The sequence below is a fragment of the Salinicola sp. genome (genome assembly GCF_982684285.1).
On record NZ_CEXLVS010000071.1, the window covers coordinates 1 to 12735 of the forward strand.

Annotated in this window: 10 protein-coding genes; 1 reads left to right on the forward strand and 9 read right to left on the reverse strand. The window is 64.9% G+C overall.

What is annotated here, in order from left to right:
- Positions 1-66: 66 nt before the first annotated feature.
- Together pstS and AC3AYF_RS08295 are read right to left on the reverse strand one after the other, a co-directional pair.
- Entirely contained in the window at positions 67-1110 is a 1044-nt protein-coding gene (gene pstS, locus AC3AYF_RS08290) for a phosphate ABC transporter substrate-binding protein PstS (protein ID WP_295038464.1), read from the reverse strand.
- Between the two features lie 328 nt (positions 1111-1438).
- Positions 1439-2653, reverse strand: coding sequence for a Bcr/CflA family multidrug efflux MFS transporter (locus AC3AYF_RS08295; protein ID WP_295038462.1), 1215 nt, complete (start codon positions 2651-2653; stop codon positions 1439-1441).
- Between AC3AYF_RS08295 and AC3AYF_RS08300 the strand changes: the two genes are divergently transcribed.
- Positions 2654-2947: a hypothetical protein gene (locus AC3AYF_RS08300; RefSeq protein ID WP_295038461.1), complete on the forward strand. Its 294-nt coding sequence runs from the start codon at positions 2654-2656 to the stop codon at positions 2945-2947.
- Here AC3AYF_RS08300 and AC3AYF_RS08305 read toward each other — a convergent pair.
- The 7 genes from AC3AYF_RS08305 to AC3AYF_RS08335 form a co-directional block, all read right to left on the reverse strand.
- Complete coding sequence (locus tag AC3AYF_RS08305) at positions 2915-3421, reverse strand: STAS domain-containing protein (RefSeq protein ID WP_295038459.1); 507 nt, start codon at positions 3419-3421, stop codon at positions 2915-2917. The genes AC3AYF_RS08300 and AC3AYF_RS08305 overlap by 33 nt on opposite strands.
- On the reverse strand, positions 3414-4553 hold the full coding sequence (locus tag AC3AYF_RS08310; RefSeq protein ID WP_487779616.1) for a PP2C family protein-serine/threonine phosphatase: 1140 nt from the start codon (positions 4551-4553) through the stop codon (positions 3414-3416). Before AC3AYF_RS08310 ends, AC3AYF_RS08305 begins: the two co-directional genes overlap by 8 nt.
- 16 nt (positions 4554-4569) lie before the next feature.
- Entirely contained in the window at positions 4570-5316 is a 747-nt protein-coding gene (locus AC3AYF_RS08315) for an MlaA family lipoprotein (protein WP_295038455.1), read from the reverse strand.
- Positions 5316-6446, reverse strand: coding sequence for a beta-ketoacyl-ACP synthase III (locus AC3AYF_RS08320; protein WP_298841506.1), 1131 nt, complete (start codon positions 6444-6446; stop codon positions 5316-5318). The genes AC3AYF_RS08315 and AC3AYF_RS08320 overlap by 1 nt, the downstream gene beginning before the upstream one ends.
- Positions 6447-6530: 84 nt before the next feature.
- Entirely contained in the window at positions 6531-10562 is a 4032-nt protein-coding gene (gene hrpA / locus AC3AYF_RS08325; RefSeq protein ID WP_487779611.1) for an ATP-dependent RNA helicase HrpA, read from the reverse strand.
- A gap of 103 nt (positions 10563-10665) precedes the next feature.
- Positions 10666-12351 carry an AMP-binding protein gene (locus AC3AYF_RS08330; RefSeq protein ID WP_487779612.1) on the reverse strand — a complete coding sequence of 562 codons (1686 nt, stop codon included), beginning with the start codon at positions 12349-12351 and terminating at the stop codon, positions 10666-10668.
- 131 nt (positions 12352-12482) lie between these two features.
- Positions 12483-12735: hypothetical protein (locus tag AC3AYF_RS08335; RefSeq protein WP_487779613.1), on the reverse strand; the 253-nt coding region annotated here is incomplete at its 5' end.

Here is a 12735-nt window from a genome sequence, read left to right on the forward strand (position 1 = left end):
GGGTTCCGATACAGCGCCGCGACGGAGGCGGTTCCCCGCCTGCCGTCGCGGCACGTCAGTCAAGAATCACGGGGTCCAGACGGCTTCGCCATTCGGGCCCTTGATCTCGCTCCAGCTGTCACGAACCATGTCGGCAACGTTCTCCGGCATCGGCACGTAGTCCAGCTCCTGCGCCATGTCGTTACCGTTTTTGTAGGCCCAATCGAAGAACTTGAGCGCCTGGCCGGCAGCCTCCGCATCCTGAACTTCTTTGTGCATCAGGATGAAAGAGGCGCCCGTGATCGGCCAGCTCTCGTCGCCCGGCTGGTTGGTCAGCACCAGATACATGCCCGGCGCATTCTTCCAGTCGGCGTTGGCAGCGGCAGCCATGAACGACTCCATGCTCGGCGCGACGACCTTGCCCGCCTTGTTCTTCAGGTGCACCAGGCTCAGATCGTTCTGGGCGGCGTACGCAAACTCGACGTAGCCGATCGCACCGTTGGTGTTGGCGATCTGGCTGGCCACCCCTGCATTGGCCTTGGCGCCGACGCCTGCCGGCCAAGCGACGGACTTGCCCTCGCCCACGTTGTCGGCGAAGTCCTGGCTGACCTGCGACAGGTAGTGAGTGAACAGGAAGTTGGTTCCGGAGCCCTCTGCGCGGTAGACCGGCGTGATCTGGGTGTCCGGCAGGTCCATGTCCGGGTTCAGCTCGGCGATGGCCTCGTCGTCCCAGTTGGTGATCTTGCCCTGGTAGATGTCGGCCAGTGTCGGGCCGTCCAGGTTGAGCGAACCGCCCTCGATCCCCTCGACATGGAACGCGGCGACCACGCCACCCATGACCATCGGCCACTGCATCAGGCCATTCTTGTCCAGCTCTTCCTTGGTCATCGGCGCGTCACTGGCACCGAAGGTGACCGTCTTGGCGACGATCTGCTGGATGCCGCCGCCGGAGCCGATAGCCTGATAGTTGAGGCCGATGCCGGACTCGTCCTGATAGGCGTCCGCCCACTGCGAATAGACCGGGTACGGGAAGGTTGCGCCAGCGCCGGTGATGGCGTCTTGAGCCTGGACACCAGCGGCGCCCAGAACCAGCGATCCGGAAATGAGCGTTGCGAAGACGTGTTTAAGCATAGCGATATCCTGTTTCCACCTTGGATGCGTGAGCGATAACGACGTTGCGAAGGTTGCCAGCACTCTCAGCGCAAACCGTACGTCAGTGCCGTGACAGTTTTATGACAGCGGTGTCATCGATGAAAAAGATGAACTCGACCGTCGTGATTGTCCGAAAGAAAAAAACCACCGAACGATCTCCCGAATCCCCAGAGTCGTCGATGGTTCTTTAGGTGCAGCCTGGAGAGCATGGATGGCAACCTTCGCGGCACCCACCATGACAAGGTTAAATGACAATCAAATGACAAGCGTCAAGACGAGTAACGATGACGCCGCTTCAGGTAACGGCTCAGGTGGCCGGCTCCTCGGCTGCGACGCGCTGCTTGAGCGCCCGGCCAGCCAGCGCCCTTACCGCGACGTTGCCCAGTAGCGTGGCGCCCAGCATCGTCAGCACCGTCGGCCAGGCACTGGCCAGCTCGAAGGCGCCGACCAGCGCCCCGGAGACGGCGCCGCAGGTGAACTGCAGACAGCCCTGCAGCGCCGTTGCCGTGGCACTCATGCGGGGGAAATGGTCCAGCATCGACGACATGGCGTTGGGGCTGATCAACCCCTGCATCCCCACGAAAACCACCATCAGCGGGGCGATCGTGAAAATGGAGTCCAGACCCGTTGCCACCATCACCACCAGCAGCACGCCCGCCGTCAACTGGACCCCAAGGCCCAGAAGAAGGTTCTGCTGCGGGGTGCGGGTCTTCAACAATCGGATATTGAGCCGGCTCGAGGACGCCATGATCAGGATATTGGCACCGAATACGAACGGATAAAGCGTGGTCGAGAGCCCGTAATGCTCCATGTAGAGATAGGGGGAGCCGGTGATGAACGCGAACATGCCGGCAAACGACATCGATACCGCCCCGATATAGCCCATTGCCTCTCGGTGGCGTAGTACGCTGACGTAGTTCCCCAGAATCTGCCGCGCCGAGGGTGCGCTCGGATCGCGACCATGCGTCTCGGGCAGATAGCGCCCAAGCAACCACAGCACGAAAGCGGCGTAGACGGCGAGAAACAGGAAGATCAGCCACCAATCCGCCAGGTGCAGCAGCGCGCTGCCGATGGCTGGCGCCACCAGTGGCGCCATCATCAGGATCATGACCATGGTCGACATCACCTTGGCCGCCTCCCGACCACTGAAGCGATCGCGCACGATGGCGGCGGAATTCACCACGCACGCACCACCGCCCAGCGCCTGCACGAAGCGCCATCCCCAGAGCGTCGCCAGCGAGCCCACCTGGGTCAGCGCCAGGCTGGCGACCAGGAAGACGCCCAACCCGATCATCAGTACCGGTTTGCGACCGAAACGATCCGACAGCGGGCCGCAGACCAGTTGCCCGAGTGCGAATCCGAGCAGGAAGACGCTGAGCGACAGCTCGGTATGGTGCACGCTGGCACCGATCGACGTCGCGAGAGCAGGCATTGCCGGCAGGTAGGCATCGATCGCCAGCGGTGCCAGCGCCGTATTGGCAGCCACCAGCAACGCCAGCCGCCGTGCGCTCAAGATCGTCACATGTTCTCCTTCAAGATCGAGTTGTTGCTGATCGGCATCCCGCCGTACGCCCGGCTTCGAGGCGGCGTTGTCGTGCTCGACAGACGAAAACTGCCCGGGCGCGGCTTGAAAGAACCCCGCTCGCCCGGACAGGCATTCGAGGCCAGTACGGTCCGGCCTGGCAGTGAAGGCGTACTGTCGATCATCGGGGCGACGGCGCAGGAGCCGACGCCCGCGCCGCGGGGATCGTCACTCGTTACGGCCCGCCCTCGGTCGAGCAGATCAACCGTGCGGGGGGGCGTCGACGCGCTGTGATTCGAGCAGTTCGACGAACGGCTGAAACTCGTGTCGATTGTGCTCGCTCATGCGCATGAGGATGCGGTGGGCTTCCAGGATTCGCTGCTGAATGCCGCTCTCGTCGGCTTCGACCTGAGGCAGCTCATCCAGCTCCGCCGGCTCGGTCAACGGCGCTTCGAGCAGCGTGAAGTAACGCGCGAACCCCATGACGTCCAGCATCCGCCGAACGTCCGGGTGCTCGGCGATGATCGTGGGCGGGTCGTCCAATCGCCCCTGGACTGCCATCGCCACCTTGGCCAGGAACCCCAGTGCAGTGGAGTCGACGTTGGTCGCCTCGCGCAGGTCGACCATCACCGCCCGCAAGCCCGGCAGATCCGCCAGGCGCTGCGCCTCGGCATCCAGTGTCGCACATAGCGTCAAGCGCACGTCGCCGCACAGCTTGAGCACAAATACGCCCGACTCGAAGGCCGCCCTGATCCGCCCTTCAATCATGGTCGAAACCACTCAATGTCATCATGCTGAGATCATCCGGCAGAGGATCCCCCAACGCCAACCCTTCCCTCAGATCGTCGACGCTGGTGCAGTGTGCCGTGCGGTGCTCGAGTTCCTTGAGCCGCGCGTTCAATGAACCCTCCGGCAGGCATTCCAGAACGCCATCGGAGCAGAACCAGAGTCGGAACGACTCGGGTAATGGACACCCGTAGATGGGGTACTCCACATCGGGAAACAACCCCACCGGAGGCCCCTCTCCCCCCAGGTATACGCTTCGCCCCTCCGCCTGGAGAATCGGCATCGGCAGCTGGGCGCCGAGCGCATAGTGCAGAAAATGACGCTCGTGGTCCAGCACACCGGCAAAGACCGTGGCGTGCTTGCCGATGCCGGTCTCCAGCAGCTCCCGGTTGAGCTCGCCCAGCCACCGGGACGGAAACGCTTCCGGCAGCAGCGTCCGCCACTGGGCCAGCCAGCGATTGCAGAGATACTTCAACAACACGGTGACAAAGGCGGAAGAGGCGCCATGGCCGGCGACATCGGCAAAATAGAAGAAGCTGTAGCGGTCGTCACATCGCTGAAAATCGAGAAAGTCACCCGACAGATAGAGCGAAGGCGCGAACCAGTAGTCGCAGCGCACGCCGAGGTGCGAGACACCCGGCGGCGGCAGCAGCTTGCGCTGCACGTGCCCACCTGCCCGCTGGTCGTCCCGGAGCATCTCGAGATGCCTTTCGAGACGATCGTTCAACGCTTCGAGCTCCGCCCGGCTTTCACTGTGATCGCGGGACAGCCGCGTCAGTTCCAGGGCCCGTTCGACCAAGCGCCGCAGAATGTCGACATGCTTGAGCGGTTCGACCAGGTAATCGATCAGCCCGGCATCGAGCGCCTTGTGCAGGTCGTTGTCGCGCCGGCTCTCGCTGATGACGATGGTCGGACGCCCAACGGCCAGCCGCTCCCACCCGTCGTGCGACACCGCTCGCACGTGTGCCACCACGAGATCGCAATGCGCCGGCAGCGTCGAAACCGAGACGGCGGCCCGCACCACGATGTCGAGACGGGAGAGTTCTTCGATCAAGCGTTCACGGTCCGGTCCCGGCAGATCGATCAGACCGATCACAGGCAGCTCGTCCGACAGCGTATTGGACACAGGTCTACTCGGCGAAGTCGTCTTCACTATATTCGAAATCGTCACCGAATCCGCCGCTGGCGAACGGATCCTCGCCAGCCGCTCCGTTGGTGACCTCGAACTGGCGACGCTGGAGATAGGCGTCGCGGATGAAGCTGTAGCGATCTCCCTGGATCAGCGCTTCCTGGTCGAGCAGGCCGGCGCGCAGATCCACGTAGCGCAGGAAGGTCAGGCCGTAACGCCACTTGTCCTCTTCGACATAGGTGACCGGATAAGTGTACATATCGACCGGCAGGCCGCTGGTGTCTCGAACCGTGCTCGGCCCCAGAATCGGCAGCACCAGGTACGGGCCGCTTCCGATCCCCCACACGCCCAGGGTCTGGCCGAAATCCTCTTCGTTCTCGTCCAGCCCCATGCGAGTGGCCGGATCGAGCACGCCACCGACACCCAGCACGGTGTTGACCAGAAAGCGTCCGGAAGCGACGCCGGCATTGCCCCATTCCCACTGGAGGATGCTGTTGAAGACCGTGCGAATCTCCCCCAGGTTGGAGAAGAAATTGCCAACGCCATCCTGAACCGGATCCGGCGTTATGGTGTCGTATCCCTGCGCAACCGGCTTGAGCGCGTAGCGATCGAGCGTATCGTTGAACTGATAGACACCCCGGTTGAAGCCCTCCCACGGATCCTGGGGATTCGATTCTTCCCCGGTCGAGGCGCAACCGCTCAGCGCCGCGGCGACACAGGCGCCGCCCAGCCAATGGATCGATTTCATCAACACGCATTCCCTTTACGCAGTATCACACTGCCCGCACTGTAGCCCGCACCGAAGGAACACACCACCCCCACGTCGCCGTCCTGAAGGTCGTCACGATGCAGATGAAACGCAATGATCGATCCCGCCGAACTGGTATTGGCATAGCGATCGAGTATCACCGGCGCTTCCGATAGCGAGGGCTCGCGGCCCAGCACGCGCTGCGCGATCAGGTCGTTCATGTGACGGTTGGCCTGGTGCAGCCACAGTTTCTTGACCGAGTCCCCGGTCAGCGACTGGCTCTCCAGATGATCGAGGATCAACGAAGCGACCATCGGGCAGACCTCCTTGAACACCTTGCGCCCTTCCTGGACGAAAAGCTTGTCCAGCGCATCGTGCCCTTCGTCGGCAAGACGATTGAGAAATCCGAAGTTATTGCGAATGGCATTGGAGAACTGTGTCTTCAAGCGCGTTCCCAATACCGTGAAGTGCTCCCGATCCTGGGCGAGATGGTCGGCCTCCAGCACGATGGCGGTACAGGCGTCACCGAAGATGAAGTGGCTGTCCCGGTCACGGAAGTTGAGATGCGCCGAACAGATCTCGGGGTTGACCACCAGAACCCGCTCCAGGCTGCCGGCACGGATGGCGTTGGTGGCCATGTCGATGGCGAACGTCGCGCTGGAGCAGGCCACGTTCATGTCGAACGCGTAGCCGCCGGCGCCCAGCGCGGCCTGGACCTCGACCGCGACCGCCGGATACGGGCGCTGGAGGTTGGAGCAGGCGACGATGATCAGGTCGAGCTGAGCGGCACGCAAGCCCGCCTTGTCCAGCGCCTGGCGAGCCGCGGCCACACCCATCTCGGCCTGTACCGACAGGGCGTCGTTGGCGCGCTGTGGAATCCGGGGTCGCATGCGTTCGGGATCCAGAATCCCGCCGGCTTCCATCACGTAGCGACTTTCGATACCCGACGCCTTGAGGATGAAGGCTTCGCTGGAGTGCGCCAGCGGCTCGCGCTCGCCCCGCTCGATCGCTGCCGCGTGCCGCGAGTTTTCGGCGTCGACCCAGGTATTGAAGCTGGCGACCAGTTCGGCGTTATCGATCGAATCCGGCGGCGTGAACAGGCCCGTCGCGGTAATCACGGCTTGCGTCATCGGCTATTACCTCCCGCGGCATCCGCCGCTTTCCATCATTACGCGCACCCGCCGACGGCGGATGCAGTGTATCGAGCCCGCCGATCACACGGTTTGCCCGGTTATCTCCTGCCAGCGTCGCGCCAGGCGCTTCTCCGATACGCTCTCCAGCGTGCCCAACTGCTGTGCGAACAGCGAGACTCGCCACTCCTGCAGCCACCAGCCGAATTCGACCAGGTCGGCATCGACGATCCCGTCGCGATGGGTTTGCCGGCGCCGCGTATCGACCCGCTCCTCCCACGCCTGCACCTGCTGCATCGACAACTGGTCCCGACGCAGGTCCCGTGGCGCCTTCTCGAGCCGGATTTCGGCCGCCTGCATGTAGCGCGGGTAATGTTTGAGCCAGGGGCCGGCGTCGCGCACGAAGCCAGGGTAGACGAGACGTTGCATCTGCGCCTTGAGATCACTGTAGGTCAGCGCCAGCGCCAGCGTAACGTTGCCCTTGAGCGCCTTGGTCACTGCCAGATGGCCTTGCAACGCCTTGTGCAGGTCATCCAGCAGCGCCTCGGCATAGGCGACCAGCTCTCCGCGCCAGGTCTCGAGCCGGGCCTCGAACGCCTGGCGGGAGCGCGGCAAGGGATCGGCGGCCACGGTCTGGGCCAGGCAGGCATCGATGACGTCACGGGACAGCTGCTCGTGACTGCCGACCTTGGCAAACAGCAGCGCGGACTGCTTGAGCGCAGGCAGCTCGCGCTGGATATAGCGTACGGTATCGGGCAATCTGCGCCGGGCCAGCTTGACGATCCCGTCGCGATGGGCGGCTTCGGCGCGGGCGGCGTGGTCGAACCAGGCGACCCGCAGTTCGTCCTCCTCCACCACCATCGCCGGATAGACCTCGACCTGGATCCCGGCCTGGCGGGTCGTGCGCGAACTCGGCAACGGCGTCTCGGGCAGGTCGTCGAGACGCTCGGCGTTGTCTTTCGGCGCCTGGGCCAGCGCCTTGGCGCCCGCCGCGGCGGCCTCGCCAAACCGCGTCTGCAGTTGGCGCAGGTCACGTCCTTCACCCAGCACCTGGCCATTGTGATCCACCACGCGCAGGTTCATCACCAGGTGCGGGTCGAGCTGATCGTGACGCCAAGCCGACGCGTCCAGGCGCGTTCCCGTCTTGATCCGCAGGAACTCCCCCAGCGCCTCCTCGACCGGCCGGTCGTCCGGCGTCAGCGACGCCAGCGCGGCATCGACCCAGTCGGGGATCGGTACCACCTGCCGACGCATCGTCTTGGGCAGGGCCTTGAGCAGTGCGATGCACTTCTCGCGCAGCAACCCGGGCACCAGCCAGCTCAAGCGCCCCTGCGGCAACTGCGCCAACATGACCGCCGGCACGGTCAAGGTGACGCCATCGTCGCCAGCCCCCGGCGAAAAGTGATAGCTGAGCGGATAGCGCACGCCGTTGAACACCAGCTCGTCGGGGTACTGTTCGACATTGACGTCGTCGGCGTCCCGCGCCATCAGCGCCGCCTTGTCCAGCTTGAGAAGATCCGGCGTGTCGCGCTCGGCCTGCTTGCGCCAGTTCTCGAAGCTGCGCCCGCCGGCGACATCCGCCGGAACCCGTTCGTCGTAGAAGGCGAACAGTGTCTCCTCGTCGATGAGGATGTCGCGCTTGCGCGCCCGATCCTCGAGATCCTCCACTTCCGCCATCATCGCACGATTGTGCTCGAAGAACGCCGCCCGGGTCTGGTAGTCGCCCTCCACCAGTGCCCGGCGCAGGAATATCTCCCGGGCCTCCTGCGGCGCCACCTTGGCGTAATCCACGCGGCGGCCGGTAACGATCGGCAGGCCGAATAGCGTCACCTGCTCCAGCGCCACCACCTGGGCGCGCTTGCGCTCCCAGTGGGGTTCGCTGTAGCTGCGCTTGATCAGGTGCGCCGCCTGCGGCTCGATCCACTCCGGCTTGATCCTCGCCGCATCACGCGCGAACAGACGACTGGTCTCCACCATCTCGCCGGCCATCACCCACTTGGGCGGCTTGCGTGACAGGCCCGATGCCGGATGGATCAGGAAGCGCCGGTTCCGGGCACCGAGGAATTCCCGGCTCTCCGGCTGCAACTGCCCCAGGTTGGAGAGCAGCCCGGCAAGCAATGCCTGATGCAGGCGCTGGGTATCGACCCGGGGCTGCTCCGCCGGCTGTTGCTCCGCGCCCGCCGCGCCATTTTCACCGGCCGGTGGGGCGGTATCGGGCTGCATGGCACTCGACGGCGTCAGTTTCATCTCGCGGGTCAACTGGCGCAGTTGGCGATAGGTGTCGTGCCACTCGCGCAGGCGCAGGTAGTTCAGATACTGGTCGCGACACCAGCGCCGCAGTTGACTGCTCGACAGCGTCTCGCGCATGGCGTCGAAGCCATGCCACAGATTGAGCCAGGCGACGAAGTCGGAGTTGGGGTCCTCCCACTGCTTGTGACGCTGGTCGGCGGCCTGGCGCTTCTCCGCCGGCCGCTCGCGGGGATCCTGCGTCGCCAGCGCGCTGACCACGATCAGCACCTCGCGCAGGCACTGGAAACGCTCGCCCGCCAGCACCATTCGCGCCAGGCGCGGATCGATCGGCAAGCGGGACAGCTGTCGTCCGATGGCGGTGATGCGCTCGCCGTCGTCGACGGCCCCCAGCTCGAACAGCAACCGATAGCCATCCTTGACGAAGCGGGCATCCGGCGCATCGACGAACGGGAAATCGAACACGTCGCCCAGCTTGAGCGACAGCATCGACAGAATGACCGAGGCCAGGTTGGTGCGCTGGATTTCGGGTTCGGTGAATTCGGGGCGGGAGAGAAAATCCTCTTCGCTGTAGAGTCGGATGCAGACACCTTCAGCCACGCGCCCGCAACGGCCCTTGCGCTGATCGGCGCTGGCCTGGCTCACCGGCTCGATCGGCAGACGCTGGACCTTGGCGCGCGCACTATAGCGGCTCATTCGGACCAGGCCGGGATCGATCACGTAGCGTATGCCGGGTACGGTCAACGAGGTCTCGGCCACGTTGGTGGAGAGCACGATGCGCCGGCCGGCGTGGGGCTGGAACACCCGGTTCTGTTCGGCGTTGGAGAGCCGCGCATAGAGCGGCAGGATCTCGGTGCTCTTGAGCTCGGCGCGTCGCAGCACGTCTGCCGTCTCGCGAATGTCGCGCTCGCCCGGCAGGAAGATCAGGATATCCCGCGGGCCGCTATACCAGCGCTTTTCGCGCTCGATTCGCTCGACCTCGTCGACCGCCGCCAGAATGCCCTCCTGCAGGGTCAGGTCCTCCTCGTCCCGCGACTCCCGCACCAGCGGCCGATAATGCACCTCGACCGGATAGGCACGCCCGGAGACCTCGACCACCGGCGCGGGCTGCACCTCGCCGTTGCGCTCGACGGCAAAATGCCGGGAGAGTCGCTCGACGTCGATGGTCGCCGAGGTGACGATCACCTTGAGGTCGGGGCGTCGGGCCGTCAGGCGCTTGAGATAGCCGAGCAGGAAGTCGATGTTGAGGCTGCGCTCGTGCGCTTCATCGATGATGATCGCCTCGTAGCGCATCAGGTCCGGATCGTGCTGCGTCTCGGCCAGCAGGATGCCGTCGGTCATCAGCTTGACCAGCGTGTCGTCACTGCTCTGATCGGTGAAGCGAACCTGATAACCGACCTGCTCGCCCAGCGGCACCTCCAGCTCTTCGGCCAGGCGGGCCGCCACCGACCGTGCCGCCAGACGGCGCGGCTGGGTGTGGCCGATCATGCCACGCCGCCCCAGTCCCAGCTCCAGACAGAGCTTGGGTAGCTGGGTGGTCTTGCCGGAGCCGGTCTCGCCGGCGACCACCACCACCTGATGCTCGCGCAGGGCTTCGAGAATGGTTTCGCGCTTGGCGGCGACCGGCAACGCGTCGGGGTAGTTCAGCGTCACCGGCTGGCGCTGGCGACGCGCGAGTACCTCACTGGACGCCGCCAGTCGCGTTTCGACCTCTTTCAGCGACCGGTCGATCGGCTTGCCGTCGCGGGCACGTTGCGCCAGGCGCTGGAGCCGCCGACGCTGCTCGTGGGCATCGCGCAGCAGACAGCCGTCCAGGCGAGTTTCCAGGTCATTCAGGGCTTGCAGCGAGGGGGAAGCGATAGCGCTCAAGAGATCCTCTACGTCGGCGAGAACGGGCCGCCACCAAGGATGGTGACGAACCCGTCATTGTAGCGCCGTCAGCGGATCAACTCACGTCCGAGGGGAACCGATGTCACGCCGGGGGCTCATCGCCTGCCTTGCCGGACATCTCATCGCGCAGCTCCCGCCGCAGGACCTTGCCGACATTGCTCTTGGGCAGTTCGTCCCGCAGCTCCACGAACTTGGGCACCTTGTAGGCGGTCAGCTCCCGCTTGCACCACTGACGCAGCGCCTGGGGGTCGAGACTCTCGTTGCGAGCGACCACGAACAGCTTGACGGCCTCCCCGGTCTCCTCGTCGGGCACGCCCACCGCGGCGGCCTCGAGTACGTCCGGATGCCCCACGACCACCTCTTCGATCTCGTTGGGATAGACGTTGAAACCCGAGACCAGAATCATGTCCTTCTTGCGGTCGACGATCTTGACGTAGCCATCCTCCTGCACCACCGCCATGTCGCCGGTGCGCAGCCAGCCGTCGTCGCTGAGCGTCTTGGCGGTATCCTCCGGGCGATTCCAGTAACCCTTCATCACCTGCGGCCCCTTGATGCAGAGCTCGCCGCTCTCCCCCGGCGGCAGCGCGCGCCCCTCGTCGTCGACCACCCGCACCGACGTGCCCGCCACCGGGCGGCCGATGGTACCGATCTGCGCCGCATCGGGCGGGTTGACCAGGGCGATCGGCGACGTCTCGGTCAAGCCGTAGCCCTCGACGATGCCGTTGCCGGTCACCTCCTGCCAGCGCTTGGCAGCGGCCTGGGTCAGCGCCATGCCGCCGGAGATGGTGAACTTGAGCCGCGAGAAGTCGAGCGCCTTGAAGTCGTCGCGCTGGCACAGGGCGTTGAACAGGGTGTTGAGCCCCACGAAGACCGTGAACGGCGTTTTCGACAACGTCTTGACGAAGCCGGCGATGTCACGGGGATTGGGTATCAGGATGTTGTGCTGACCGGTGGTCATTGCGTACAGGCAGTTCACGGTGAAGGTATAGATGTGATAGCAAGGCAGCGGCGCGATGATCGTCTCGCGGCCGTGCTCCAGGGTGTCGCCGAGCAGCTCCTGGGTCTGCAGCATGTTGGCGATCAGGTTGCGGTGCGTCAGCATCGCGCCCTTGGCCACCCCGGTGGTGCCGCCGGTGTACTGCAGCACGGCGATCTCTTCGTCCTGCCCCGCCGCGACCTTGGCCGCACGCCCGCTGCCCGCCAGCGTACGCCGAAAGCCGACCGCCTGGGGCAGCGAGTAGGCGGGCACCATCTTCTTGACCCGACGCACCACGACATTGATCAGCGCGCGCTTGGGCCAGTCGTGGAGATCGCCCATCTCGGTGACCACCACGTGACGGATATCGGTCTGGGCGATCACGTTCTCGAGCTTGTGGGCCATGTTGGCCAGCACCACGATCGCCTTGACCCCGGCGTCGCGGAACTGGTGGCGCATCTCGCGCTCGGTGTAGAGCGGATTGGTGTTGACGATCACCAGCCCGGCACGCAGCGCGCCGAACACGGCCACCGGGAACTGCAGCACGTTGGGCAATTGGATGGCGATGCGATCGCCCGGTGCGAGATCGTCGTGGCTTTGCAGCCAGGCGGCAAAGCGGTCGGCGAGACGATCGATATCGGCATAGCTCAGCGTCTTGCCCATGCAGCTGAACGCTGGCTTGTCGGCGTAGCGGCGACACGCGTCGGCGATGATGTCGTTGACCGAGTGGAAGGCCTCGAGCCCCGTCAGGGGCACTCCGGACTCGACGTGGGCGTTCGCGCTGTCAGCCATGGGATCTCCTTGATTCGTGACGGTTATCGATCTTATATCAGATCGGGCCGACGAGGCGCTGCCACCAAGGTTGTAAGAGGCCCGACACGGCCGCCGCATGGCGATGGCGTGACCAGGTCACCGCCGAAAGGCTAGATCGACGGCTCCTCGCGCCGGGCCAGCCGGCGCCGTTTCGCCGCGCGCCGCCAGCGCAACAAGATCCACGACAGCAGGATGACGGCGATGACGATCCAGGTCACCGGCCGCTGCGCGTAGGTTTCCACGTAGGGCCTGGCGAGCCGCCATCCCTGCTGCGCCTTGTCGACGGCAATGTCGGCCATCTGCGAAGCGGTCAGTCCGTCGGTGAAGTCATCGCCAGCGTCCGGACCCGTACCATCGTCCTGC